We start from the raw sequence: 25,133 nt of genomic DNA on the forward strand, positions 1-25,133 counted from the left end.
TTAGCCTCCTTTATTGGAAAGCGGCGTGATCCGGCTGGATCGGGGCAGCGCAGAAACCTGGCTACCGGCGGCAAAATAGGTGTCAAAGCCAAGTGGGAAGAGCATGGAATTGGCCTGAAACGGACCGATGTCTGGCAGCCAAATCTCGGTGCTGGACTTGATGCCGGGGCCACGCAACTCGGCGTTGGGCGTGTCAAAGCACGGCAACTCGACAATCAGGGTCGCCGAGCGATCCGGATACTCCGACGTTCCGATGCGATAACGATCCAGCGGCGCAAGTGCTGACCATCCGCCGATGGCGAAGTCAGCCTGTTCCGGCCTGACAAAAGGCGCGCCTGTGTGAAAGGTAATCCAGTCCCGCACAGCAGGGCGATCCACGTCGGACGCAAGATAGAGGCCCGTGTCTGGATCGCAGAGCGTCAACAACAGGCATCCTGCGGCAACCGAGAGCCCTTCGGGAGGAGTGGCGCCAGTGATGTCTTTGATCTCACCGGGCCGCGCCATGGCGGTCATCGCAGCGCGAAACGCTTTCGCTGACTGGATCGGCGGAGCGGTGAAACCTCCGGAAAAATGGGACGCCTGGGTTTGTGACGACATCAGTCTTCCCCTCGCACCATGGTGAAAAAATCAACTTTTGTCGCAGCGGCTTTTGCAGCTCGGCTCATTTTTCGCGCCTGCCTTGCAGCCTCAAGCGGTGACAGAATCTGGCGACGAACATCCTCTGCTGCGCCTGTCTGCATCAGCGCATCGACCTTGGCCGCAGTCTCTGCCTGACCCTTGCTGCGCCCCTGCACATATCCGTGTCCGACAGTGCCATCCGGCAGTGTCAGCGCGCAGCGGGTGACCGTCATCTCACCCAGATTGAAGGACGCGCCGCTGGCCCCCATCCGTCCCTGCACCATGACGCCACCAACCTCCGGCGGGCGAAGCCAGGTATGATCGGGATTGCACCCGTAGTCCTGCCACAGATCTTGCAGCGCCTTTGCATCTGCAGTGGCCAGCAGACTCATCCACGCCTTGCGATTGGCGTGATTTCTATTCTCACCCGCTGTCATGCTCTTTTCACTGTTCATCTTGTCTAAGCCTCTTGGCCTGTTTGTCTATATAATATATACAACTAGACAAATATTAGCTGAACTACCCCTTACCGCGCAACGACAACCTTGTGAAAGTTTCGTGACATGGCCCGTACGCCTATCTGGAAATCCATCGCCATCAGCCTCACCGATGATATCGCGCAGGGTCGCTATCAGACCGGAGACAAGCTGCCACCCGAAGTGCAGCTCTCAGGCAGGTTCGGCGTGAACCGGCACACTGTGCGGCGCGCCTTGTCTGAGATGGCAGATCAGGGGTTGGTCCATGCCCGACGGGGGGCTGGCGTCTTTGTCGCTGCGCAGCCGACGGAGTATCCGATTGGCAAACGGGTGCGGTTTCACCAGAACGTTGCGCGTCTGGGGCGCATTCCCGCCAAGCGGATCCTGACGCTAGAGACCCGCGCCGCTGGCCCGCGCGAAGCAGAGGCGTTAGGCCTTGATCCCGGTTCCGCCGTGCATGTCTACGACGGGCTGTCCCTGGCGGATGGTGAACCCATCGCGCTGTTTCAAAGCGTGTTTCCGGCAGACGATTTCCCAGATCTGCTTGCCGCACTGAAAGAGTCCCAGTCAGTAACAGAAGCGCTAAAACACTGCGGCGTTGCTGATTTCACCAGGATCGAGACCCGTATCACTGCCAAGCTTGCAACTGCCACACAGGCCTTGCATTTGAAGATTTCCGAAGGCAGCCCAATCTTGCGAACCACTGGTATCAACGTCGGGCCAAACGGCGACCCGGTTGAATTCGGGCGCACCTGGTTTGCGGGAGATCGCGTCACCCTGACGGTCAGCGACCCTAATAGCAGCAAAGCGGATCACGGTTAATCGGCAACGACACACACGGGCCTAAAATCGGCCCCGACGGAGGCTACGCATATTTCTCCAGAAATGCCTCAGCGCTCAGCACACGAAAGTCGGGAATCGCAGCCTTCACCCGGGTATCCTCCCAGTCCCACCAGGCCAACGCCATCATTCGTTCAGCGACGGTCTCAGTGTATCGGCGGCGGATCAGCCGGGCGGTATTGCCCCCGACAATCGTGTAGGGAGCTACGTCCTTGGTCACCACCGCACCCAACGCCACAACTGCGCCATGGCCGACTGTAACCTCGGGCTTGATCAGCGCGCCGTGACCGATCCAGGTATCATGTCCAATATGAACCAGACGACTGGCCCGATGATCAAACCAAGCCGCGTCATCCTCCACATCGTCCCAATAGCTCGACGACCGATAGAGGAAATGGTGCAGGGAAGCCCTTTGCAGGGGATGGTCGGTGGCCCCGATCCGGGTTGCACTGGCGATATTAGAGAATTTCCCAATTTCCGCATTGGCGATATCGCAGTTTCTATCGCAATAGCTGTAATCACCAAACCGGCTGTTCTGCACGCGACTGTCTGCGCCGATTTCGACAAATGCGCCGAACTGGCTGTTGGTGATGGCACAATTTGGGTGCAAATACGGGTGATCGGCAGCGAGACGAGGCATCTGATGGCTTTCAATGGGATACATCAATGAGACGAAGCCCCGACAGTCAGGGCAGCAACATCGCGGCCCCTTGGCGGCGCGCCTTACGACCCGGCTCTCCCTTGATCAGGCGGCGACGAAGCCAGCCGGAGAGCCAATCCATCAACATCACCATAAGGATGATCAATACGATGTAGTATGCGACCTCTTCCCAGTCTTTCTGGGTGATGATTGCCTGCGTCAGTAGCAACCCGATGCCACCACCGGTGATGGCGCCAATAATTGTCGCGCTGCGGGTGTTCGACTCAAGAAAGTAGAGCAGCTGACTGAGCAACACCGGTGTAATTTGCGGGATCACGCCAAACCGGTAGCGCTGCGCTAGCTTGGCGCCGGTTGAGGCGACGCCTTCGATTTGTTTCTGATCGACGTTTTCCAGTGCTTCGGAGAAGATCTTGCCGAAGGTTCCGGTATCCGTCACCAAAATTGCCAGCGCCCCAGTCAACGGTCCGGGACCGAAGGCCCGTGCCAGAACAACGGTCCAGATCAGCGAATCCACCCCGCGCACAAAGTCGAACACGCGACGGGTGGCAAAGCGAACCGCGCGCAGCGGCATGAAATTCCGGGTGGCCGCAAAGGCCAGCGGAAGCGCAATCAGACCCGCCCCCATCGTTCCCAGAAATGCCATCAGAAGTGTTTCAAAAATCGCCCAGGCGACATCCTGATGACGCCACATCTTATTGGTCCAGACATCATGAAAAATCGCACCTGCTTCGCCGGTTGCAGCTCGCGTCATCAGCTCACCGATGCCCATGCCATGGTACGGGCTGTCCAAGGTGAAGAAAAATAGCTCCCAACCGGCAAAATAGCGAAACACCTCCGCCCGGTTGCGGGTTACTGTCAGGCGCCCGGCGTCCGTCGTGACGGCCAGCCGGTTCTTGGAGGCATTGATCCAATCCGGCAATTCCCCCGCCGGGAATTCCGCCTGCACACCGGCGCTGCGGCTTGGCGTTGCTCGGATCGTGCCATAGCCGGGTATGTCAAAGGCGATGGTCTCAGGACCGAACCGGACCTCATAGCCATCTTCGAGGTCGATGATCGTCACCTGCGAAGAGGTATCGGCAAGCGTCACCCACTCCGGAAACTGCCCGTCCGGATAGGCGCCCTTGCGCTCTCCCTCAACGGCCACGCTGACGGCACCGCTGCGATTATCACGGGTGACGTGGGTTTTGTAACTGTAGCTGTCTGCTACCAATGTGCGCGCATTCTTCGGGTTCATCCGCTCAGCCAGCCCCGCCACATCAAAGGCGACAAACACATAGGCAAGATAGGCAAGCACCAAAAGCGGCAACGCCAGGCTCAAGGCGCGCTTGCGCATGAACAGGCGTTCCATATCCAATTTGCGCAGAGTCGGCGGGACGGTCGTGTCAAAAGTCGTCATTGTTTGGCTCCGTGGGTCAACCGGTCACGCAGCAGGCCCGACAGTTGATCCACCAGGACGATGGTGAAAAACAGCAGAAGAAAGATTGCAGCAGCTTCGTCGTAGCGTCCCTGCCCCCAGGACATCGCGTTGCGCAGCTCATACCCGATGCCGCTCAGCCCCGACGAAACCGAGGATCGCCGAAGCCCGAATATTGATTTCAAACCGCAAGAGCGCGTAGCTGACATAGTTTGGGCCAACCTGAGGGAAAACGCCCAACACCATGCGCTGCGCCCAGCCAGCGCCGACGGAGGCCAGCCCTTCGACTGGTTTCAGGGATGCATTTTCATTCACTTCCGAGAACAGTTTGCCCAGAGCCCCCGCCGTGTGAATTGCAATCGCAATCATCGCAGGCACAGGGCCGCCACCCAGAAGAAAGATCAGAACCAGTGCGATCACGATTTCCGGGATCGCGCGGAAGATATCCAGCAACCGGCGAAAGACCGGGATCAAGGACGGCCAGCGGGCCAGACCCCGCGTCGCCAACAGCGACAGAAGAGTGCCAAAAATGGCGCCAATCAGCGTGGCCGCAGCGGCAATATTCAGTGTCTCGATCAACGCGGGGAAGAACTGCACCACATGCGCAGGCAGCAGGGAAACCTTCTCGACCGCTTCTGACAGCACCTCGGAGGGGTAGTCGAAAACATGGGTAATGCCATTCCAGAATGAGCTAAGCATTGCGATCATCTGCGATCCGGAAACCGGCTGCCATCATGGCGACAAATACCGCCAGAATGACCCCGCCATACAAGCGTTTTCGCTGGATTAGTGCCTGATATTCGGCCTGTATATCAGCCACTGGCCGGGCCGAGACTGTTGCATGTGTCATGACTGCGATCCTGTGTGGCAGCAATTGCGTCAACAGCCTATGGGACAGAGCATCTCTGCTGGCCTGCTCAGACCGTTGGCAATTGGCCGTCAAAATGGCCGGGGGCGATGCTCACGCTCCGCCCCCGCACGCTTTGGTACTGAAATTAGTTGGACTTCAATTTCCGCGCTTCGATGATCACCTCATAGGCATCGTGGGTGATCGGCATGAAACCTTTGGCCTCACCTGCTGCGACACCGTAAAAACACTCCGCATCCATTGATTTCAGGGATGCCATCAAGCCGGTCATCTTCAGTTTTACGTCCTCGGGCAATTCTGTACGCAGAACCACCGGACCTTCGGGGATCGGCTTCGACTGCCAGATCTGCACCAGATCATTCATGTCAACGAGGCCCGCATCAACAGCCCGACGCAGTGCGCCTGAGTTGAAGCCATCTTCCCACTCCCCCAGGCCGTCGGCCCAGCTGACGCCCGCATCCACATCGCCATTCACGACCGCAACGATGGTCTGTTCGTGGCCGCCGGTGAACTTCACTTCACCGAAATAGTCGCCCGACGTCATCGTCGCCCCGGTTGCTTCAGGGATCTCGATTGAGGGGATCAGGAACCCGGAGGTGGAGTTCGGGTCACCAAAACCAAAGGTCTTGCCCTGCATGTCGTCCAGCGATGTGATGCCGCTGTCCTTGCGGGCAAAACCAACGGAGTAGTAGCCGTAGCCACCATCGTTATTGACCTTCACGAGGATAGGCTCAACAGCCGCCGGATCGCTCAGGTAGGTCTTGGCGTAACCCGATGCGCCCAACCATGCCATATCGATGGTGCCGCCCAACAGGCCCTGAATGACACCGTTGTAATCCGCCGGGGCAAAGAGCTTGGTTTCAACACCCAGCAAATCTTCGGTTTTCTGGCGCAGACACTCGTTGTTGTTCAAACGATCCTGAGCATTCTCGCCACCGAGAATACCGATGCGGAATTCCTGAATCTCCGAGGTATCTGCCAGAACGGGTGCGGTCAGGGCTGTGGTCGCCAGAATGGCAGCAAACAGGTTTTTCATATTCAATCTCTCTGGTTGGTCATCCCGGCACAGACACGGCCGGGTTTGGAAATGCTATCAAACAGCCACAGCTGGCTGACGGCGCGGCTTGGTACGGTTCAGGGTCTCAATCTCGGTGGAGGTGGCGGCTTCGGAGAAATCATCACCGGCACCATAGATTTCGCGGGCAACACCCGTGGTCAGTTGCTCTGGCAGCCCGTCAAAGACGATACGCCCATCGCGCATGCCAACAACGCGGTCACAGTAGCGGCGCGCCGTGTCCAACGTGTGCAGATTCGCGATCACAGTCCGGCCATCCTCTTCATGGATACGGCGCAGGGCCTCCATCACGGTCTGTGCGTTCATCGGATCCAGTGAGGCAATCGGTTCATCGGCGAGAATGATCGCCGGATCCTGCATCAGGGCGCGGGCAATAGCGACGCGTTGCTGCTGACCGCCGGAGAGTGCCTCTGCCCGTTTGGCGGCGTGTTCCGCGATGCCCAGCCGATCAAGGATGTCGATCGCACGGTGGATGTCATCCATCGGATAGAGATTGAACAACGTCGCCAAGGTTGAGCGTCGGTTGAGCGTACCGTGCAGCACGTTGGATACGACATCCATGCGCGGCACCAGATTGAACTGCTGAAAGATCATCGCGCAATCCGATTGCCAGGCGCGCTTCTCCTTGCCGCGCAATTGGGTCACGTCTCGCCCTTCGAAAAGGATCCGCCCCTCGCTGGCATCACCGAGCCGGTTTATCATGCGCAACAGCGTGGATTTACCAGCCCCGGACCGGCCGATGATGCCAATCATGCAAGGCTTATCGATATCCAGCGTGGCGGTATCCACCGCGATTTTATCGCCGAATCTCTTGGTCAGTTTGTCAATTCGCAGCACCTGAGGCTCCCGTCTCTGTCTGGGACTAGCTAAGGTGCGAGATCAAAACTTGTGTGTCATCGCGGTGAAGCTTTTGTAACGCCATCCCTCGTGCCCACCACTGCCCCCTAGGCGCGCAGCCTCCAAGCCGCTATATGGCGGCAAAACGCTGTCCACGAACCCAAGGAACCGCTGCCATGTCTTTCGACCGCTCCATCAAGATCGCGCCGTCTATCCTGTCTGCTGACTTCGCCAACTTCGGCCAGGAAATTCAGGCTATCGAAGCTCAGGGGGCCGATTGGGTCCATATTGACGTGATGGACGGTCATTTTGTGCCCAATCTCACCTTCGGCCCGATGGCAGTGAAGGCGTTCCGACCCCATGTGAAAACCGTGATGGACGTCCACCTGATGATCGCCCCGGTTGATCCCTATATCGACGCATATGCCGATGCGGGCGCCGATGTTCTGACCGCCCATGTAGAGGCCGGTGCGCATATTCACCGCACTCTGCAGGCGATCCGTGCTGCCGGGATGAAAGCCGGTGTCGCACTAAACCCCGGCACCCCTGCTGAGGCAGTGGCGCATCTCCTTGACCTGACCGACCTGATTTGCGTGATGACCGTCAACCCCGGTTTTGGCGGGCAAAAATTCATTGATATGACCAGCAAGATCCGCAGCCTGCGCGCGATGATTGGGGATCGTCCGGTCCATATCGAGATTGACGGTGGCGTTGATCCGAAAACCGCACCACTGGTTGCCGAAGCCGGTGCCGACGTTCTTGTAGCGGGCTCCGCCGTCTTCAAAGGCGGCTCTGTCGATACCCCTGAGGTCTACGGCGAGAACATTCGCAACATCCGCGCCGCTGCAAGCGGTGTCTGGGCATAAGGCCCAGCGGGCAGATCCCCTTGAGTAAGAGGCGTCCTGTCGGGCGCCTCTTTTTCTTTGTGGGATCATACGGCGGGCAGTTGATCCGCAAAATGTGACAGCAACACGTGCTTCAGTATCTTCCCTGTCGGTGCGGCTGGCAGTTGGTCCGTCAGGATGAAGAGACCGGGCCGTTTATAGCCTGCAAGCTGCACCGCCACGAAGGCACGCAATTCACTCACCGTTGGTTCATCCCCAACGGCCACCTCTACAAAGGCAACCACCTGCTCATCTCCGCCCTGCGGGCGACCGACTACAGCGGATTGAACCACCTGCGGGTGGGCATTCAGCGCCGCTTCGACTTCTGGCGGAAAGACATTGAAGCCGCCGTGGATGATCAGTTCCTTGGCACGCCCGTCAATATGCAGGTTGCCATTTTCGTCCAAACGCCCGATGTCGCCGCTGCGCAACCAGCCCGCTGAATCAAGGACGGTTTGCGTGGCTTCTTGGTTGGCGAAATATCCCTGCATGACATTGCCGCCCCGCAGGCAGATCTCTCCCAACCCATCGCCACCACCCGGAACGCTCTGATCCAGACGCAGATCAACACCGGGCAGCGGTGGACCAACCGACGTATCAGGGTCACCCAAACCGTTGCGTGTAGCACAGATGCCTGCGGTCGCCTCGGTCATGCCGTATCCGTTTTGCAAGGCAACGCCATAAAACGCCTCGGCCCGACGTTTCCAATCGGGATCCAGCGGCGCAGCGCCGGACGACACATAGCGCAAATCCGGACTGCCGAGGTGGTCCAGCCCCTGCTCCTTGGCATATTGCATCACCAGCGCATGCATCTGTGGTACCGCAGACACCAGCGTGACCCCGGACCGTAGCGCCTGATAAAAACGCTCCGCCGTGAACCGTGTCTCAAGCCGCACCTCGGCTCCGATCATCACGGAAGCAGTTAAAACCGACGCAAGGCCAAACACATGGCTAAGGGGCAACACACCGTAGACCACATCCTCGCTGGTCATATCGCGCAACCGTGCCGAGGCGCCGCCGCCGAAATTCAGATTGTCGTGGCTTAGCATCACCCCTTTCGGAGCGCCGGTGGTGCCTGTCGTATAAAGGAGTACCGCCAACCCCTCGGGTATCTGCACGTGGGATCTGCCATCTGCATCCTGAGAAACAACATGCAGGCGGCCAAAGTCGCCTTCAATGGCATGCGCGCCGAAGCGGCTGGCATGGGCGGCTGCGTCAGGCGAGGCCGCAGCGGTCAACAGGACGACCACAGGCTTGGCATGAGCGAGGATCCGGTCCACCTCAGGCGCGCGCATCCGGGCGTTGACCGGAACCGCCACGGCTCCCAGCTGTGATGTGGCAAACAACGCGGCGACCGCGGCGCAGCAATTCTCGCAGAGCAGCATCACCCGATCACCCGGCCCGACACCTAGGTCGGCCAGATGTGTCCGTAATGCATCGCAGGCCCGCGCGAGATCACCATAGGTCCAGCGCGCGCCACCGCTGTCGCCAAAAGCCGGGGCCTTGGGGCGTTGGCGCGCGTGCTCTTCAAGGTATTCGTGCCATAGCGTCATGGATCATCCCCTGTGATTTTACGAGCCGTGTCGGATCACGCGGCGCAGAAACGATGGGCGCGCGTCAGCCGCGTATCCTTTTGAATACGCCACTTGCCGTGGCGAGCACGTGGCCACCGCAGTCCACCAGTTCGCCTGCGACATAGGCCAATGATGCGCCGCCACCGGTTGCCTTGGCCGTGGCCTCAACCCGGCCCGTGCGTGCAGCAGCCACATAAGAGAGGGTCAACGACACGGTGACCACCGGCGGGTGCGACAGCGCATCGAAATGCTGTGATGCAGTATTGCCGCAAACCACATCGATCAGTGTCGCGACGATGCCACCATGCAACAGACCGTTGCGGTTGAGATGTTGCGGTGCGAGTTCCAGTGAGACACGGCAGGCTCCAGTGCGCGTGTCAATTTCAGTGCGATAGCCGACCAGCTGCTGGCAGCCCGGATCCTCAATAATCCGTTTGACCGGCACCGGCGCCTCTCCGCCCTCCGGCGAGTTGGCTGACGATATCGGATCAGGCTGCCGAGAGGTCAATGAACCGCTCCAGCTGAGTGTCCGCGTCGCCGAAGCGATGTTCGGCCATCACGATGCGCTTGGCGATATGGGCCAGCTCATATTCTGCGGTCATTGCAATGCCGCCATGCAGCTGGATTGCCTCTTCGGCGATATGACGCCCGGTTCGACCAATGAGATTGCGTGCAGCCGCAATGTGGCGGTCGCGTGTCTGCGGGGTATCCTCAAGGTGGCCCGCGGCATTGATCACCGCAGAGCGCGCCTGTTCGACCTCAATCAGCATCTCAGCAACACGATGTTGCAGCGCCTGGAACGTCCCGATTGGCCGCCCGAATTGCTGTCGCGTTGTGAGGTAATCCATGGTCAGCCGCGTGGCCGTTTCCATAGCACCAAGGGTTTCTGCCGCCAGCGCAACCTCTGCTGCAGCCAATGCGGTCTCGATCCGGGTAGCGGCCCCGCCTGCTGTCCCAAGACGCGCTGAGTGCGGCAGGTGGACACCGTCCAGCTCGATCTCTGCGGCTCTGCCGCCGACCAGCAGCGCGCTGCCCTGCATGCGGACCCCAGCCGCTTGTGGATCAACAAGAAACAGTGACAGGCCGTCACGGTCACCAGGGGCTCCTCCTTCGCGCGCAGAGACAATCAACAGCTCCGCCGCCTCAGCATTGACCACCACGGTTTTGCGGCCCGTCAGGACAACATCCTGCCCATCGCCAGTCGCGGTGGTCTCGACCCAACTGCGCTCGTAGCGGCTGGTCGGCTCCCCATGGGCGAAGGCCAATTGCAGGTCTCCCGCAACCAGCCGCTCAAGATATTCCCGATCACGGGGCGACGGCTGCGCTTCACGTGGCCCGCACAACAAGGCACCGCAGAGCACTGCTGAATCAAGGACCGGTTCAACCACACCCGCACGACCCAACTCTTCAAAGACCGTCGCAATGTCAAAGCCAGCGCCGCCGTATCCGCCGACCGCTTCGGGCAGCAAGGCGCCAAGCACGCCCAAGTCAGCCAGTTGTGTCCAAATCGCAGGGGAATACCCCGAAGGATCCGCAATCGCCTCATTTCGCGCAGCCGCCGTATAGCGGTCCGCAAGAAACCGACGCAGGCTATCCTGCAACATCTGCCGCTCGTCCGTCAGCTGAAAGTTCATGTCCGGCCTCCCAGCGATACCTTGGCGATGATGTTTTTCTGGATTTCGTTCGAGCCGCCAAAGATCGACAGCTTGCGATTGTTGAAATACTGCGCCGCAACTGTGTCGCTGCCCTCCGGCGGAGCAAGGGCGCTGTTGTCGCCAGCCAAAGCCTCGGACGCGAAGGGGAGCGCGTAAACGCCAGCAGCACGGCGCGCCAGATCGTTGATCTCCTGACGGATTTCGGTACCTTTCACCTTGAGCATCGAACTCTCCACGCCCGGAGCCTGACCTTGGGCGGCATCAGAGATGATGCGCAGATTGGTGGTCGCCATAGCCATCAGGTCGATTTCTGCGCGGGCCAGCCGCGCCGCGAAATGCGGGTTCTCAATCAGCGGGCGGCCACGATGGATCTGCTGACGTGCGAGCCGCTTCACCGCTTCCAACCCCGCCTGGCTGAACCCCACGCCCGCGATATTCGTACGCTCGTGGGTCAGCAGATACTTTGCGTAGGTCCAGCCCTTATTTTCCTCGCCAACCAGGTTTTCAACCGGAACCCGCACATCGGTGAACCAGACTTCGTTCACCTCGTGGGTGCCATCAAGCAGGATGATCGGTCGCACCTCGATACCGGGCGTATCCATATCGATCAGTAGAAAGGAGATGCCCTCCTGCTGTTTCGCGTCCGGGTCGGTCCGCACGAGGCAGAAAATCCAATTGGCATATTGGCCGAGCGTGGTCCAGGTTTTCTGCCCGTTGACCACGTAATGATCCCCGTCACGAACGGCCCGGGTGCGCAGACTGGCAAGATCAGAGCCCGCACCCGGTTCGGAATACCCCTGACACCACCAATGTTCCCCCGAAAGGATCTTAGGTAGAAAATGGGCGCGCTGTTCGTCGGAACCAAACTTCTGCAAAACAGGCGCCAACATGGTCAGTCCGAAGGGGACGATGCGTGGCGCATGGGCGCGGCAACATTCTTCCTCAAAGATATGACGCTGAACCGCGTTCCAACCGCAGCCCCCATATTCCTCTGGCCAGGTTGGTGCCAACCAGCCCTGCTCATTCAGAATACTGTGCCAGCGATCGTGCCCCTCCTTGCCCAACCCGCGCCCCAGACGCACGGCATCCGACAAATCCTGAGGCAGCTTGGCGTCCAAGAAGGCGCGGACCTCAGCGCGAAAGGCAAGGTCCTCGGTCGAATAATTCAGATCCATATGCCGCGCACCTCCCCGTGCTGATTGGCTGCTATGTTTGACTTGACCGTCCCGCTCCCCTCAACACGGCGAGCCGCGCGCGGGTGTAATCAATAAATCTCGAACAGGCCCGCCGCGCCCATCCCGCCGCCTATGCACATGGTGACCACACCGAGTTTGGCGCCGCGTCGGTGGCCTTCACGCAGGAGGTGCCCCACCATCCGCGCGCCAGTCATGCCAAACGGGTGGCCGATTGCAATTGAACCGCCGTTGACGTTGCAGATCTCATCCGGAATGCCGAGATTGTCGCGGCAGTAAAGCGCCTGACTTGCGAAAGCTTCGTTCAGTTCCCACAAGTCAATATCCGCCACCGTCAACCCGTGCCGCTCCAGCAGCCGCGGTACGGCATGCACGGGGCCGATGCCCATTTCGTCGGGCGCGCAGCCCGCCACGCAAAACCCCCGAAACGCCCCCATAGGATCAAGACCGCGGCGACTGGCCTCATCGGCCTCCATCATCGCAACCGCAGCCGCACCATCCGAGAGCTGGCTGGCATTCCCTGCGGTGATGAATTTGCCTGCACCGCGTACCGGTTCCAGTCCGGCCAGCCCGCCCAATGTCGTCTGCGGGCGGTTGCATTCATCCCGATTTACCGTGACCTCGCGATGACTGATCTCTCCGGTGTCCCTGTCCTTTATCGCCATAACCGTTTGCATGGGCACGATTTCATCGTCGAAGATGCCCGCATCCTGCGCTGCTGCGATCTTCTGCTGACTGCGCAGGCCATAGGCGTCCTGCGCCTCCCGGCTGATACCGTAGCGCTCAGCCACGACATCCGCCGTGTCAATCATCGCCATGTAGACGTCAGGATTATGCTCTTGTAGCCAGGGATCCTGCACCTGCGTCACATTGGGCTGCACCATGGAGATACTCTCCACCCCGCCCGCGACCATCGGTCCGGCCCCTTCGGCAGTGATTTGCTGCGCCGCCAGCGCAATGGTCTGCAGGCCCGACGCGCAGAACCGGTTCACCGTCATGCCAGCCGCAGACCGCGGCAAGCCAGCGCGCAAAGCGATCTGGCGCCCGATATTGTGCCCTGTCGCCCCTTCGGGAAAGCCGCAACCAATAATGCAATCCTCAATTGCGCCCCCATCCAGACCCGCCCGCTTAACAGCGGCGGCGACCGCATGCCCACCCAAAGTGGCGCCATGCGTCTGATTGAAAGACCCACGAAAGGATTTGGCCAGACCGGTGCGGGCGGCGGAAACGATAACAGCCTGTTTCATATCAGCGGGGCTCCTTGTTGAGGTCATCAAAGCTGCGCCCTTCGGCGACCAACTGCTCCAACAGCGGGGCCGGTTGCCAGAAGAAGGCGTCTTCCTTGGCGTAGCGACGAATATCCTTGAGAATGCTGTCCAGCCCCTGCAGGTCCGCCCATTTCAGCGGGCCGCCCCAGAACCGGGGGAAACCGTAGCCAAACAGCAGCACCATATCGACATCCAGAGGACGGCGGGCGATGCCCTCACCGACGACCTTTGCCGCCTCATTGACCATCGCGCACATGTAGCGGCGCAGAACCTCGTCATTGGCAAAAACCTGCGGCGTCACGCCCTGATCGCGCTGATCGCGTTCGATGTATTCGGCTACCTGTGGATTCGGCGTCCCGCCACGCTTGCCCTCTTCGTAGACGTAAAAACCGCGACCGGTTTTCTGCCCGAAATCGCCGCCTTCACATAGCATATCAGCGAAATGCACCACCCGTTCACGTGGGTCGAGTGTCGGCGCGCGACGCTTGCGCGCGGCCCAGCCAATGTCCAACCCCGCGAGGTCGGCGACCGCAAACGGCCCCATGGCAAAGCCAAATCCGGTCATCACCTTGTCGATTTGATAGGGCGATGCGCCGTCCAGAACCATGTAGTCAGCGGCCTTGCGATAGCTGTTCATGATCCGATTGCCGATGAAGCCATCACAAACGCCGGAGCGTACTGAGGTTTTCTTCAGCTTTTTGCCAAGGGCGAAACCGGTAGCCACGACATCAGGCGCTGTCTGATCCGCGACCACCACCTCCAACAGCTTCATCACATGCGCGGGCGAGAAAAAATGCAGTCCGATCACATCAGATGGCCGACCGGTGGCGGCCGCAATGTCGTTGATATCCAGATATGACGTATTGCTGGCGAGAATAGCGCCTGGTTTGCAATGCTCATCCAACGCTGCAAAAACGTCGCGTTTCACATCCATGTCTTCAAAAACCGCTTCGACCACCAGATCGGCCTGCGACAGAGCAGCATAATCCGTTGCCAGTTCAAGCGCCTCATTGAGAATAGCGTCGAATTGTGACTGGCTGATCTTGCCCCGCTTCAGCGCGCCCTTGAGATTGCCTTCAATCCGCTCCCGTGCCGCAACCGAGGCCGCCTCGTCTCGTTCAATCAGCACCACCGACAGTCCTGTCAGCAGCGCAGCTGTCGCGATGCCAGCCCCCATGGTACCACCGCCGATGACCCCCATTGCGGCAATATCGCGAGGAGTTACATCAGCAAGCTCGGGCAGTTTGCTGACCGCCCGTTCCGAGAAGAAAGCGTGGATCAACCCCTGCCGCTGATCGCTTTCCATCAGCTTCATAAACAATTCGCGTTCTTGCCGCACACCATCCAGAAAACTCGGCGCCTCGCAGGCGGCCTGCACCGCCCGCACCGCAATCGCCGGGGAGAGCTGGCCGCGCCCACGGGCCAGAACACGCTCATATGTGGCATCAAAATCGACGGGCTCCGGCGCGGGCATGTCACAGATCGGGCGACGCGGCGCATTCTGTTCGAGGAGTTCACGGGTATAGGCCAGTCCAACCTCGCGCGGGCTGCCCTCAGCAATACGATCAATAACACCCTTGTCAAAAGCCTCGGCAGCGGCCACGTGGCGGCCGGTCGTGATCATCTCCAATGCGGCCTCTGTCCCTGCGACGCGAGGTAGCCTCTGGGTTCCACCGGCGCCTGGAATGATCCCCAAGTGGACCTCCGGCAGCCCCATCTTGGCGCCTGGCACGGCGATCCTGTAGTGCGAGGAAAGTGCAACCTCCAACCCACCGCCCAGCGCTGTGCCGTGCAGGGCCGATACGACGATCAGCTTGGCGGCTTCGATACGGTTGCAGAGATCCGGCAGGCCTGGTTCTTCCATGGGTTTGCCAAATTCACGGATATCAGCGCCCGCGAAATACGTCCGCCCCTCGCCATAGATCAATACGGCACGCGCGCCTTCCGTCTCGGCCCGCTCAATTCCTGCCAACAGACCGCGGCGCACATCTATACCAAGTGCATTCACCGGCGGGTTCTGCGCGGCAAGAACTGCGATGTCGCCAATCCGCTCATAGACAATGGCTTCGGTCATGGAACTTTCCTCTTTTTGCGGGCGGTGCCGATCAGGATTTTAGCACGGCGCAGCTCACCGGAGCCGGTCTTCGGCGTGTCTATCCTTGGTCGACGCAGGCGTCGGTCTCATCAATTTCGCAATGCGGAACATTATTCCGCAACGTGGAACTCATCCTAGATATGGCTCTGCAAGCTGACAAGACCCATCATGCCGCGCCCCACTGCGGCTTGCCAAGCGTCGCTCAACATCTGCGGCATATGACGGCGCGTCTCTTCAGACATGACAATTGCAATCAGTTCGCGGGTTTTGGGATTGGTCGGCGGTAGGCCTCAGTCAATGTGTCATCTACCTCGGACGCCTCGTAGACTCCCAAGAGGATCCCCTTCCGGGCTGACTTTCCCCGCCGCGTGGCAATCTGTTCGTCCGATAGCGTGATGCGCTGCGACATCCGCAGTCCCCACTCCAACAGACGGTCATACATCAGATCAATCACCTCCTGATGCGCGCTCGCCTTAGCAAGATCTATCAACTCATCAGGATCGTCCCGAAGATCAAACAGCATGGGGCGCAGACCGCCTTCTGCGTGCATGAACTTCCACCGCTTATCGACCACCATAAACAGGCGGGCATCTTTGGGGGCCAATCCAAGTTTTTCGCACAACGGCAGCGTCGCATAGTCAAACTCTGCGACGGCATAGTCGCGCCATTCGGGCATCTCGCCACGCAGCCATGGCATCAGAGAGCGCCCCTCAAGGATATGTGGGGCAGGCGTCCCTCCCGCTGCCTCCAGAAAAGTCGGCAACAGATCAATCGCCTCAACCAACTCATCACAAGTGGTTCCGCGTGTGGCATCCGCTTCACTTCGCGGGTCATAGACAATCAATGGCACCTTGATCGACGGTTCGTGGAACAGGTTCTTTTCTCCCAGCCAATGATCGCCGAGGTAGTCCCCATGGTCTGACGTCAGCACGATCATAGTGTCCTGCATACGTCCTGTCGCCTCTAGCCAAGCAAACAGATGGCCCATCTGATCGTCGGCCTGTTTAATCAATCCCATATAGGCCGGGATCACCTTCTCGCGCACCTCATCACGGGAGAAGGCCTGACCAATCTGATTGTTCATCATCCCCTCGAACACGGGATGAGCCTCCTCCCGCTCGGCGGCACTGCGCACAGCCGGAAGCACATGCTCGGCACCATACATATCGTGATAGGGGGCTGGCACGATGTAGGGCCAATGCGGTTTGATATAGCTCAGATGCGCGCACCAAGGCTGATCACCGTCTTGTTCTGCCGTCTCAACAAACCGCATAGCCTCACGAGTAAGCCATGGGGTTTCGCTGTCTTCCTCAGCAATATTGGCTGGCTTGTCCGCATTGACCATGAACCAGCCCGAGGCGACATCCTGCCCCTCCGTCCCGGCATTGGCAAAATCACCCCACGGGTTCTCACCCGGATAGCCCTTCGATTTGAGATATTCATTATAGGGGCTGCGCTTGCTGTCGTAGAAACCATCTGGTCCTTCGGCCCAAAGCCCGTCATCACGCACAAACGGATCAAAACCACATTCCGTCTGACGCACGCCAATAATGCTGTCAGGAGCAAGGCCAAGACGCTGCATCCCTTCGGCATCTGCAACCATATGGGTTTTACCAATCAAATGGCAGCTCATCCCGGCCTTGCGCAGATGGTCACCCATCGTCCATTCTCCCACACGCAGAGGGTAGCCATTAAATTGCACGCCATGGCTTGATGGGTAGCGACCTGTGTAACTGGACATACGCGAAGATCCACAGGTCGGCGATTGCACATAGGCGCGCGTAAACCGCACGCCGCGCTGTGCCAGGCCGTCAATGTGCGGTGTCTGCAAGTGCGGGTGCCCCGCACAGCTGAGATAATCGAACCTCAGTTGGTCAAACATGATGTAGAGAATATTCATCAAGCCCTCCTCCGCCTTTGGCAGTCCCCACCTTTGACTGTCTCTGCCTGCTACTGACACGCTGGTCAAAGGTGCAGGCCAAGGCTCTTGCCAGTCAGAGCGCAGATATAAAATTAGTCAACATGTAAACTATCCCACATCTCATCGCTCAGCGAAACAGGCTTCCGGGCTGGACGCATCAGCACTGCACCGCGCTGACCAACCGGCTGGTGGCAGATTATTGATATGTTACAGATTATTCAAAATATGAATATTTCGGTTACATCTCTCTTGCCGAGAATCACTTCTACGCATATTACCGACTATATGGTCGGCTTATAACATGCCGCGATCTGGAGACGCGAACACCCATGGATGCTTTCATCTGCGATGCCACCCGCACCCCAATCGGCCGCTACGGCGGCGCGCTCAGCCAGCTGCGGACCGATGACCTTGCCGCTCTGCCGATTGCCGCGCTTGCCGCCCGCAACCCGGATGTGGACTGGAGCAGCCTGGACGATGTGATCCTGGGTGATGCCAATCAGGCCGGCGAAAGCAACCGCAACGTGGCCCGCATGGCCGCTTTGCTGGCGGGCTTGCCCACCACTGTGCCCGGCACCACTATCAACCGCCTCTGCGCCTCCGGCATGGATGCGGTCGGCATGGCCTCACGCGGGATCAAGGCTGGCGACTACGACATGGCCATCGCCGGCGGCGTCGAAAGTATGAGCCGCGCGCCGTTCGTGATGCCCAAGGCGACTTCCGCCTTCACCCGTGCCAACGCAGTCTATGATACCACCATCGGCTGGCGCTTCGTGAACAAGAAGATGCACGAAATGTACGGCACCGACTCGATGCCGCAGACCGCCGATAATGTGGCCGAAGATTACGGCATCTCCCGCGAGGATCAGGACGCATTCGCCGCCCGCAGCCAGGCCCGCTGGGCCGCAGCACATGAGGCCGGTATCTTCAACGACGAGATCACTCCGGTCACCATCCCCCAGCGCAAGGGCGATGATCTGGTGGTGGACACCGACGAACACCCGCGCCCCGGCACCTCAGCTCAGAAGCTGGCAGGCCTGAAAGGCGTCAACGGCCCGGACAAGACCGTGACAGCTAAGCAACGCCTCCGGCGTCAACGACGGTGCTGCGGCGATCCTGATGGCGAATGAGGCCGCGGCCGCGAAGAACGGCCTGAAGCCTATGGCCCGCATCGTCGGCATGGCCGCTGCCGGGGTCGAGCCGCGCATCATGGGCATCGGCCCGGTGCCTGCCACCCGCAAGGTTTTGGCCCGCACCGGCCTGACCATCGAACAGATGGACGTGATCGAACTGAACGAGGCGTTTGCCTCGCAGGGCCTTGCGACACTGCGCGAACTTGGCGTTGCCGACGATGCACCCCATGTTAACCCCAACGGCGGTGCAATCGCGCTTGGCCACCCGCTGGGTATGTCCGGCGCGCGGCTGGTGCTGACCGCTGCCTATCAATTGCAACGCACCGGTGGGCGCTATGCGCTTTGCACCATGTGCGTCGGCGTTGGACAGGGCACCGCCCTGATCCTGGAACGCGTGTAACAAACCCAAGGGAGGTCCCAGACATGTATGCTCAGATGGTCAAATCCGAAGCGACCCAGGACGATCCGGAACAGCTGGCGGCCTTTCAGGCGCGCATCGACGCGGGCGAGAAGATCGAGCCCAAGGACTGGATGCCCGAAGGCTACCGCAAGACGCTGATCCGCCAGATCGGCCAACACGCGCATTCCGAAATCGTCGGCCAGCTTCCTGAGGGCAACTGGATCACCCGCGCCCCGACGTTGGAGCGCAAGGCGATCCTGCTGGCCAAGGTGCAGGATGAGGCGGGCCACGGGTTGTACTTGTATTGTGCGGCGGAAACGCTGGGTGTGTCGCGCGACGAGATGACCGAAATGCTGCTGGACGGCCGCATGAAGTATTCCTCGATCTTCAACTATCCGACGCTGAACTGGGCCGACATCGGCGCGGTGGGCTGGCTGGTCGATGGGGCCGCAATCATGAACCAGGTCCCGCTGCAGCGGACCTCCTTCGGCCCCTACTCCCGCGCGATGATCCGCGTCTGCAAGGAAGAAAGCTTCCACCAGCGCCAGGGCTATGACGCCATCCGCCAGATGGCCGAGGGCACGCCTGAGCAGAAGAAGATGGCCCAGGATGCGCTGAACCGCCTGTGGTACCCGTCGCTGATGATGTTCGGACCGTCCGACAAGGACTCGGTTCACTCCGCCCAGTCGATGGCCTGGAAGATCAAGATGAACACCAACGACGAACTGCGCCAGAAGTTCGTCGACCAGACCGTGCCGCAGGCCGAATACCTCGGCCTGACCATCCCCGATCCGGATCTGAAATGGAACGAGGAACGCGGCCACTATGACTACACCGATCCGGACTGGAGCGAGTTCTTTGACGTGATCAAAGGCAACGGCCCCTGCAACGTGGACCGTCTCGCGGCACGCAACAAGGCCTGGGATGATGGCGCCTGGGTCCGCGACGGCCTCTTGGCCCACGCCAGGAAGAAAGCCGCGCGTCAGCACGCCGCCGAGTAACCCCAAGCATTCCGGCGCCCACTATAGCGACGGCGCCCCCTCAGCCAGGAGGATTTAAGACATGAAAAACGAATGGCCCCTCTGGGAAGTCTTCATCCGCGGCCAGCACGGGATGAGCCACCGCCACGTCGGCTCCCTGCATGCGCCGGACGCCGAAATGGCGATCAAGAACGCCCGCGACGTCTATACCCGCCGCAATGAGGGCGTGTCGATCTGGGTAGTTGAGGCCAACCACATCGCCGCCTCCTCGCCCAGCGACAAGGGCCCGCTCTATGAGCCGTCCGAGTCCAAGGTCTACCGCCATCCGACCTTCTTCGACATCCCCAAAGAAGTGGGGGCAATGTAATGACCCGCGAAGACGCATTCACTCAGTTTCTGCTGCGGATGGGCGATAACACCCTGATCCTCGGCCACCGGGTCAGCGAATGGTGCGGCCATGCGCCGGTGCTGGAAGAAGACATTGCACTGGCGAACACCGCGCTTGACATGATCGGCCAGACCCAGATGTGGCTCGGCCTCGCGGCTGAGGTACAGGGAGACGGCAAATCTGCCGATGACCTCGCCTTCCTGCGCGACGCCTGGGATTTCCGCAATGTGCTGCTGTGCGAGGTGCCGAACGGCGATTTCGGCCGCACCTTGATGCGCCAGTTCCTGTTCGACGCCTGGCATTCGATCCAGCTGGGTCGACTGATGAAGTCCTCGGACGAGCGGGTTGCAGCCATCGCCGAGAAGGCTTCGAAAGAGGTTGCCTATCACCTGGAACGCTCCGCCGACACTGTGGTGGGCTTGGGTGACGGCACCGAAGAAAGCCACCGCCGGATGCAGGAGGCGCTGAACTATCTGTGGCCCTATGTGGGCGAGATGTTCCAGTCGGACGCTGTGGATGCCGAGATGGCAGCGGCGGGCATCGCCCCCGATCCTGCGTCCTTGCGTGAGGAATACGATGCGCTGGTCTCCCGCGTGCTGAGCGATGCGACCCTAACCATCCCGGAGAGCCGCTTTGCCCATAAAGGCGGGCGCACCGGTGCCATGCACACGGAACATCTGGGTCACCTGTTGACCCAAATGCAATGGCTGCAGCGCGCCTATCCCGGCGCCAAGTGGTAAGGCCACGGCCAAAGTACTAGGGGCGGCCCCCGACCTCGGGTCGGCGAAACAGCCAGTGAGGATAGACCGCATGAGCCAGGTGACAACTCAGCCAAGCATTGACCAGATCTGGGAGTGGCTCGACGCTGTGCCCGACCCGGAAATCCCGGTGATTTCACTGGTGGATCTGGGCGTCATCCGTGGTGTGGCCTGGGAAGGGGAAACTCTGGTTGTTTCAGTCACCCCTACCTACTCTGGCTGCCCGGCAACTGCAGTGATTGCCCTGGATATCGAAACAGCCCTGCGCGGCCACGGCATTGCGGATTTGAGACTGAAGACCCAGATCTCCCCTGCCTGGACCACCGATTGGCTGTCCGACAAGGGCCGCGCCAAGTTGGAGGACTACGGCATCGCCCCGCCGCAGGCCGCAGGCGGTCCCGAAAAATGCCCGCACTGCGGCAGTAAAGAAGTCACCAAAGTCAGCCAGTTCGGCTCGACCCCCTGCAAGGCTCACTGGCGCTGCCAGGACTGCCTCGAACCCTTTGATTATTTCAAGTGCATCTGAGGAGACCCTGATGGCGCGCTTTCACGACCTAGAAGTCACCGATGTCCGCAAAACTATCCGCGATGCGGTGGTGGTTACCCTGAAGCCCGCGGGCGGCGCGGCTGAGGAGTTTGATTTCACCCAAGGCCAATACCTGACTTTCCGCCGCGACTTCGACGGCGAGGAGCTGCGCCGCAGCTATTCGATCTGCGCCGGGCGCGGCGAGGGTATCCTCCAGGTCGGCATCAAACGTGTTGACGGCGGCGCCTTCTCCACCTGGGCCAATACCGAGCTGAAAGCAGGCGACACGCTGCAGGCGATGCCACCAATGGGGACCTTTTTCACCCCGCTCGACGGAGTGGCCGAAAGGCACTATCTGGGTTTCGCTAGGCGGTTCCGGCATCACGCCGGTGCTGTCGATCCTTAAGACCACGCTGGCGGCAGAACCCAACGCCTCCTTTACGCTGGTCTATGCCAACAAGGGCGTGAACACGATCATGTTCCGAGAGGAACTGGAGGATCTTAAAAACCTCTACATGGGCCGCTTTAACGTGATCCATGTACTGGAATCTGACGCGCAGGAAATCGACCTGTTCACCGGACTGGTGACCGAGGAAAAATGCGCCCAACTGTTCGAGCACTGGATCGACATCAAGTCGGTGGACACCGCCTTTATCTGCGGCCCGGAACCGATGATGCTGGGCATCGCCAGCGCCCTGCGCACCGCTGCAGCCTTAGTGACAGTCAGATCAAGTTCGAACTGTTCGCCTCTGCCCAGCCGGGCCGTGCTAAACGCACGGCCACCGCAGGCGATGCCGCCTCCGGTGCCAACCAGACCAAGGCTGCGATCACATTGGATGGCGCAACCCAGACCATCGAGATGGGTAAGGACATGACCCTTCTGGATGCGGCGCTGGAAAATGCGATGGACGCCCCCTATGCCTGCAAAGCCGGCGTCTGCTCCACCTGCCGCTGCAAAGTGCTGGAGGGCGAGGTCGAGATGGTCGCCAACCATGCGCTGGAGGATTACGAAGTCGAGAAGGGCTATGTCTTGTCCTGTCAGGCTTATCCGCTCAGTGACAAAGTGGTGGTGGACTACGATCAATAGCCCATTAGGTTAGGGCGCAGGCAGCGACGCCCCCCAGCAGCAGACCCGAGGAGACCATGGCATGAATGATGAGATGAGCATCGAGAGCTATCTGGCGGCCGGTGGCGTCCTTAGTAATCCATCCAATGTGCCGCCGCGCTACCGCGCTGAGTTGATGACAATCATGGCCAGCTTCGTCGACAGCGCGCTTGCAGGCGCGGCGGGCTTCGTTGATATCATCAACGAAGGTCCGGGCATCAAATCCCGCATGGCTGCGGCCCGGATAGTGCTGGAAAAAACCGCCAACGCTGATCGTGTTTTGCAGGTCATGGGCGATTTCGGTGCCGACACCGAACGCTATGTGGATCATCACCCCTGGACTGCGCGCCTGGATCGCGAGGCCGGGCTGGATCAGAGCCGTTCCAAACACGACCGGCGCCTTGCGGTATTCAACTACCCGCTGGAAGGGTGGGCCGATGCTGTGGTTATGAACCTTCTGATGGGCCGCGCGGTCGCTGTGCAGCTGGCAGAGTTGTCGATGATTTCCTACCAACCATTGGCTGAAGCTTTCCGCGCGATTCAGCCCGTCGAAGCCCATCATGCGCGTCTTGCCCACGAAGGGCTGTCGCGATTGGTGCAGGAAGGCGACATCAACATGTTGCAGGAATCCATTCACTATTGGTGGCCCCGGGTGGCCATCAGCTTTGGCACTGATGCCTCTGACAAGTTCGAGACCCTCTGTGCGCTCGGCCTGCGCCACCGCAGCAATGCGGACCTGCGCGCCAGGTGGCAAAGCGAGATGCGCGGCGTTCTGCGAGAGCTGGGGCTGGAGGCACCAGAGCCCGCCTGATCAAGACGTAGTCGTCGCCCAGATCTGGCAATACGCCCAGGCGCAGATGGCAGGAAAAGGTCTGGACGACTGACCCATTGCGCCCTAGGGTCACCCCACTCCAGCACCCACAGGACGAGGCCCGGCATGGCGATCAGCAAGACCATTCGCACCTATTTCAACGGCAGCTGGCACGATGGCGATGTCGCTATCATGAAGGCTGCAGACCATGCGGCCTGGCTCGGGTCCTCGGTGTTTGACGGGGCGCGTCTGTTTGATGGGGTCACCCCCGACCTTGATCTTCACTGCGCCCGCGCCAATGCCTCCGCTGAGGCGCTTATGATGGCACCGACCGTCAGTGTCTCTGATATGGTCGCCATCGCCAAAGACGGCCTATCCCTCTTTGCACCCGGCGCGGCCGTCTACATCCGGCCTATGTATTGGGCGACGGGCGGCGATTCCACGATGATCGCTCCGGGGCCCGAGAGCACCCAATTCGCGCTCTGCCTGGAAGAGATCCCGATGGCGCCCCCGACCGCCTCCGCCACATTGACCCGTACCTCCTTTCGGCGGCCCGTCCTTGAGAGCGCGGTGGTGAATGCGAAGGCCGGCTGCCTCTATCCCAACAACGCCCGTATGCTGCGCGAAGCCCGCGCCAAAGGCTTCAGCAACGCCTTGGCGTTGGATGCGATGGGCAATGTCGCTGAAACCGCGACGGCAAATATCTTCATGGTGCGTGACGGAGAGGTCTTCACACCAATCGCAAACGGCACCTTTCTTGCCGGGATCACACGTGCCCGACATATCGCAAACCTGCGCGCCGATGGTGTCACGGTTCACGAGAGCGTCCTGGGCTACACGGATTTTGAACAGGCCGATGAGATTTTCATGTCGGGCAATATGAGCAAAGTCACCCCGGTCACCGCCTTTGATGATCGCCAGTATCAGATCGGCCCCATCGCCAAACGAACCCGCGACCTTTACTGGGACTGGGCCACAAGCAACGGCAGCTGATCCCGGCCGCGTGACGCCGCGTGCTCGTCTATTGCACCATGGGATCGCTTGCGCCATGATCCAATCGGAACAACCAGAGGATCAATATGCGCAAATTTCTTGTCGTATTGGATGACAGCCGGGAATGCCTGAACGCGATGCGGTTCGCTGCCATGCGCGCTGCCAAAACCGGCGGCGGGGTGGAGATCCTTTCGGTGATTCCCCCGGATGAGTTCAACCACTGGATCGGCGTCGGCGAAGTGATGCGGGAGGAAGCCCGTGAACGTATACATGCGCATTTTGAAGTTTTTGCGAAATGGATGCGCGACCGTCAGGGGATTGAACCGAAGCTTGTGATCCGTGAAGGCGAAGCCGTGCCCGAGATCATCGCCCAGATCGAGTCCGACACCGAAATCGGTGTTCTGGTGCTGGGCGCGGGGGACGATCGCAAAGGCCCCGGCCCGCTTGTTACTCAACTGAGCCGATCATCCGGCAGCCTGCCGGTGCCGATCACAATTGTGCCCGGCGATCTGTCCAAGGAAAAACTGGAAGCGATCACCTGATCGCTTCTGACCTGCCAGCACGATTGCCCTTCTCCTCCTGAGGCGATTGGACCAGGACACGCCAGCGCTGCCCGATAGGGCTTTCGAATTTAGAATTGTTCCAAATCTTGACTTAAGC

22 protein-coding genes and 3 pseudogenes are annotated in these 25,133 nt (G+C 60.0%); 11 read left to right on the forward strand and 14 right to left on the reverse strand.

Going from position 1 to position 25,133, the window contains the following annotated elements; all coding sequences use genetic code 11:
* Complete coding sequence (gene phnH, locus L0Z65_RS11445) at positions 1 to 597, reverse strand: phosphonate C-P lyase system protein PhnH (RefSeq protein WP_405107697.1); 597 nt, start codon at positions 595 to 597, stop codon at positions 1 to 3.
* Positions 597 to 1,073, reverse strand: a complete 477-nt coding sequence (gene phnG / locus L0Z65_RS11450) for a phosphonate C-P lyase system protein PhnG (protein WP_405107700.1) — start codon at positions 1,071 to 1,073, stop codon at positions 597 to 599. Before phnG ends, phnH begins: the two co-directional genes overlap by 1 nt.
* Positions 1,074 to 1,181: 108 nt before the next feature.
* Between phnG and phnF the strand changes: the two genes are divergently transcribed.
* Positions 1,182 to 1,916, forward strand: coding sequence for a phosphonate metabolism transcriptional regulator PhnF (gene phnF, locus L0Z65_RS11455; RefSeq protein WP_405107703.1), 735 nt, complete (start codon positions 1,182 to 1,184; stop codon positions 1,914 to 1,916).
* Positions 1,917 to 1,959: 43 nt separating this feature from the next.
* Here the strand turns inward: phnF and L0Z65_RS11460 are convergent, their stop codons facing one another.
* The 5 genes and pseudogenes from L0Z65_RS11460 to phnC all read right to left on the reverse strand — a co-directional run bounded on the left by L0Z65_RS11460 (position 1,960) and on the right by phnC (position 6,789).
* The gene (locus L0Z65_RS11460) at positions 1,960 to 2,574 is read right to left on the reverse strand and encodes a chloramphenicol acetyltransferase (protein WP_405107706.1); all 615 of its coding nucleotides are present in this window, start codon (positions 2,572 to 2,574) and stop codon (positions 1,960 to 1,962) included.
* A gap of 46 nt (positions 2,575 to 2,620) precedes the next feature.
* Positions 2,621 to 3,991 carry a phosphonate ABC transporter, permease protein PhnE gene (phnE, locus tag L0Z65_RS11465; protein WP_405107708.1) on the reverse strand — a complete coding sequence of 457 codons (1,371 nt, stop codon included), beginning with the start codon at positions 3,989 to 3,991 and terminating at the stop codon, positions 2,621 to 2,623.
* A pseudogene (gene phnE, locus L0Z65_RS11470) lies at positions 3,988 to 4,859 on the reverse strand (phosphonate ABC transporter, permease protein PhnE). Before phnE (L0Z65_RS11470) ends, phnE (L0Z65_RS11465) begins: the two are co-directional and overlap by 4 nt.
* Before the next feature lie 145 nt (positions 4,860 to 5,004).
* Complete coding sequence (gene phnD, locus L0Z65_RS11475) at positions 5,005 to 5,913, reverse strand: phosphonate ABC transporter substrate-binding protein (RefSeq protein ID WP_405107711.1); 909 nt, start codon at positions 5,911 to 5,913, stop codon at positions 5,005 to 5,007.
* A 57-nt stretch (positions 5,914 to 5,970) separates the two neighbouring features.
* On the reverse strand, positions 5,971 to 6,789 hold the full coding sequence (gene phnC / locus L0Z65_RS11480; protein WP_040171131.1) for a phosphonate ABC transporter ATP-binding protein: 819 nt from the start codon (positions 6,787 to 6,789) through the stop codon (positions 5,971 to 5,973).
* A 176-nt stretch (positions 6,790 to 6,965) separates the two neighbouring features.
* Between phnC and rpe the strand changes: the two genes are divergently transcribed.
* Positions 6,966 to 7,655 carry a ribulose-phosphate 3-epimerase gene (gene rpe / locus L0Z65_RS11485; RefSeq protein WP_405107715.1) on the forward strand — a complete coding sequence of 230 codons (690 nt, stop codon included), beginning with the start codon at positions 6,966 to 6,968 and terminating at the stop codon, positions 7,653 to 7,655.
* 65 nt (positions 7,656 to 7,720) lie between these two features.
* On the opposite strand, the gene L0Z65_RS11490 is transcribed toward rpe, so the two are convergent.
* The 7 genes from L0Z65_RS11490 to L0Z65_RS11520 all read right to left on the reverse strand — a co-directional run bounded on the left by L0Z65_RS11490 (position 7,721) and on the right by L0Z65_RS11520 (position 17,358).
* A complete protein-coding gene (locus tag L0Z65_RS11490; RefSeq protein ID WP_405107718.1) occupies positions 7,721 to 9,226 on the reverse strand; it encodes a class I adenylate-forming enzyme family protein in 1,506 nt (501 codons plus the stop codon).
* A 64-nt stretch (positions 9,227 to 9,290) separates the two neighbouring features.
* Positions 9,291 to 9,755: a PaaI family thioesterase gene (locus L0Z65_RS11495; RefSeq protein WP_405107721.1), complete on the reverse strand. Its 465-nt coding sequence runs from the start codon at positions 9,753 to 9,755 to the stop codon at positions 9,291 to 9,293.
* Positions 9,736 to 10,881 carry an acyl-CoA dehydrogenase family protein gene (locus tag L0Z65_RS11500; protein ID WP_405107724.1) on the reverse strand — a complete coding sequence of 382 codons (1,146 nt, stop codon included), beginning with the start codon at positions 10,879 to 10,881 and terminating at the stop codon, positions 9,736 to 9,738. Before L0Z65_RS11500 ends, L0Z65_RS11495 begins: the two co-directional genes overlap by 20 nt.
* On the reverse strand, positions 10,878 to 12,077 hold the full coding sequence (locus L0Z65_RS11505; protein ID WP_405107727.1) for an acyl-CoA dehydrogenase family protein: 1,200 nt from the start codon (positions 12,075 to 12,077) through the stop codon (positions 10,878 to 10,880). The genes L0Z65_RS11500 and L0Z65_RS11505 overlap by 4 nt, the downstream gene beginning before the upstream one ends.
* Positions 12,078 to 12,166: 89 nt before the next feature.
* Complete coding sequence (locus tag L0Z65_RS11510) at positions 12,167 to 13,342, reverse strand: acetyl-CoA C-acyltransferase (protein WP_405107730.1); 1,176 nt, start codon at positions 13,340 to 13,342, stop codon at positions 12,167 to 12,169.
* Between the two features lies 1 nt (position 13,343).
* A complete protein-coding gene (locus tag L0Z65_RS11515; protein ID WP_405107733.1) occupies positions 13,344 to 15,437 on the reverse strand; it encodes a 3-hydroxyacyl-CoA dehydrogenase NAD-binding domain-containing protein in 2,094 nt (697 codons plus the stop codon).
* 274 nt (positions 15,438 to 15,711) lie between these two features.
* On the reverse strand, positions 15,712 to 17,358 hold the full coding sequence (locus tag L0Z65_RS11520) for a sulfatase-like hydrolase/transferase (RefSeq protein ID WP_405107735.1): 1,647 nt from the start codon (positions 17,356 to 17,358) through the stop codon (positions 15,712 to 15,714).
* A gap of 350 nt (positions 17,359 to 17,708) precedes the next feature.
* On the opposite strand from L0Z65_RS11520, the pseudogene pcaF reads away from it, so the two are divergent.
* From pcaF to L0Z65_RS11565, 9 genes and pseudogenes are all read left to right on the forward strand, one after another.
* Positions 17,709 to 18,912, forward strand: a pseudogene (pcaF, locus tag L0Z65_RS11525) (3-oxoadipyl-CoA thiolase).
* Between the two features lie 23 nt (positions 18,913 to 18,935).
* Positions 18,936 to 19,913 (forward strand): 1,2-phenylacetyl-CoA epoxidase subunit PaaA, encoded by a 978-nt coding sequence (gene paaA, locus L0Z65_RS11530; RefSeq protein ID WP_405107737.1) that lies wholly within the window; start codon positions 18,936 to 18,938, stop codon positions 19,911 to 19,913.
* Positions 19,914 to 19,974: 61 nt separating this feature from the next.
* Positions 19,975 to 20,259 (forward strand): 1,2-phenylacetyl-CoA epoxidase subunit PaaB, encoded by a 285-nt coding sequence (gene paaB / locus L0Z65_RS11535; RefSeq protein ID WP_405107740.1) that lies wholly within the window; start codon positions 19,975 to 19,977, stop codon positions 20,257 to 20,259.
* The gene (paaC, locus tag L0Z65_RS11540; protein WP_405107743.1) at positions 20,259 to 21,020 is read left to right on the forward strand and encodes a 1,2-phenylacetyl-CoA epoxidase subunit PaaC; all 762 of its coding nucleotides are present in this window, start codon (positions 20,259 to 20,261) and stop codon (positions 21,018 to 21,020) included. The genes paaB and paaC overlap by 1 nt, the downstream gene beginning before the upstream one ends.
* A 70-nt stretch (positions 21,021 to 21,090) precedes the next feature.
* Positions 21,091 to 21,564 (forward strand): 1,2-phenylacetyl-CoA epoxidase subunit PaaD, encoded by a 474-nt coding sequence (gene paaD / locus L0Z65_RS11545; RefSeq protein ID WP_405107746.1) that lies wholly within the window; start codon positions 21,091 to 21,093, stop codon positions 21,562 to 21,564.
* 10 nt (positions 21,565 to 21,574) lie between these two features.
* Positions 21,575 to 22,651, forward strand: a pseudogene (locus L0Z65_RS11550) (2Fe-2S iron-sulfur cluster-binding protein).
* Between the two features lie 61 nt (positions 22,652 to 22,712).
* A complete protein-coding gene (locus L0Z65_RS11555; protein ID WP_096870531.1) occupies positions 22,713 to 23,480 on the forward strand; it encodes a Phenylacetic acid catabolic protein in 768 nt (255 codons plus the stop codon).
* Between the two features lie 126 nt (positions 23,481 to 23,606).
* Positions 23,607 to 24,473, forward strand: coding sequence for a branched-chain amino acid aminotransferase (locus L0Z65_RS11560; protein ID WP_405107749.1), 867 nt, complete (start codon positions 23,607 to 23,609; stop codon positions 24,471 to 24,473).
* A gap of 86 nt (positions 24,474 to 24,559) precedes the next feature.
* Positions 24,560 to 25,015, forward strand: a complete 456-nt coding sequence (locus L0Z65_RS11565) for a universal stress protein (RefSeq protein ID WP_014873502.1) — start codon at positions 24,560 to 24,562, stop codon at positions 25,013 to 25,015.
* The last annotated feature ends 118 nt before the right edge of the window (positions 25,016 to 25,133 follow it).

Source organism: Phaeobacter sp. BS52, assembly GCF_045040595.1.
GTDB lineage: Bacteria > Pseudomonadota > Alphaproteobacteria > Rhodobacterales > Rhodobacteraceae > Phaeobacter > Phaeobacter piscinae.

Bases quoted from the DNA above. Each gene is read 5' to 3' on its own strand.
- phnH (WP_405107697.1), bottom strand. From the start codon at position 597: ATGTCGTCACAAACCCAGGCGTCCCATTTTTCCGGAGGTTTCACCGCT.
- phnG (WP_405107700.1), bottom strand. From the start codon at position 1,073: ATGAACAGTGAAAAGAGCATGACAGCGGGTGAGAATAGAAATCACGCC.
- phnF (WP_405107703.1), top strand. From the start codon at position 1,182: ATGGCCCGTACGCCTATCTGGAAATCCATCGCCATCAGCCTCACCGAT.
- L0Z65_RS11460 (WP_405107706.1), bottom strand. From the start codon at position 2,574: ATGCCTCGTCTCGCTGCCGATCACCCGTATTTGCACCCAAATTGTGCC.
- phnE (WP_405107708.1), bottom strand. From the start codon at position 3,991: ATGACGACTTTTGACACGACCGTCCCGCCGACTCTGCGCAAATTGGAT.
- phnD (WP_405107711.1), bottom strand. From the start codon at position 5,913: ATGAAAAACCTGTTTGCTGCCATTCTGGCGACCACAGCCCTGACCGCA.
- rpe (WP_405107715.1), top strand. From the start codon at position 6,966: ATGTCTTTCGACCGCTCCATCAAGATCGCGCCGTCTATCCTGTCTGCT.
- L0Z65_RS11490 (WP_405107718.1), bottom strand. From the start codon at position 9,226: ATGACGCTATGGCACGAATACCTTGAAGAGCACGCGCGCCAACGCCCC.
- L0Z65_RS11500 (WP_405107724.1), bottom strand. From the start codon at position 10,881: ATGAACTTTCAGCTGACGGACGAGCGGCAGATGTTGCAGGATAGCCTG.
- L0Z65_RS11505 (WP_405107727.1), bottom strand. From the start codon at position 12,077: ATGGATCTGAATTATTCGACCGAGGACCTTGCCTTTCGCGCTGAGGTC.
- L0Z65_RS11510 (WP_405107730.1), bottom strand. From the start codon at position 13,342: ATGAAACAGGCTGTTATCGTTTCCGCCGCCCGCACCGGTCTGGCCAAA.
- L0Z65_RS11515 (WP_405107733.1), bottom strand. From the start codon at position 15,437: ATGACCGAAGCCATTGTCTATGAGCGGATTGGCGACATCGCAGTTCTT.
- L0Z65_RS11520 (WP_405107735.1), bottom strand. From the start codon at position 17,358: ATGAATATTCTCTACATCATGTTTGACCAACTGAGGTTCGATTATCTC.
- paaA (WP_405107737.1), top strand. From the start codon at position 18,936: ATGTATGCTCAGATGGTCAAATCCGAAGCGACCCAGGACGATCCGGAA.
- paaB (WP_405107740.1), top strand. From the start codon at position 19,975: ATGAAAAACGAATGGCCCCTCTGGGAAGTCTTCATCCGCGGCCAGCAC.
- paaC (WP_405107743.1), top strand. From the start codon at position 20,259: ATGACCCGCGAAGACGCATTCACTCAGTTTCTGCTGCGGATGGGCGAT.
- paaD (WP_405107746.1), top strand. From the start codon at position 21,091: ATGAGCCAGGTGACAACTCAGCCAAGCATTGACCAGATCTGGGAGTGG.
- L0Z65_RS11555 (WP_096870531.1), top strand. From the start codon at position 22,713: ATGAATGATGAGATGAGCATCGAGAGCTATCTGGCGGCCGGTGGCGTC.
- L0Z65_RS11560 (WP_405107749.1), top strand. From the start codon at position 23,607: ATGGCGATCAGCAAGACCATTCGCACCTATTTCAACGGCAGCTGGCAC.
- L0Z65_RS11565 (WP_014873502.1), top strand. From the start codon at position 24,560: ATGCGCAAATTTCTTGTCGTATTGGATGACAGCCGGGAATGCCTGAAC.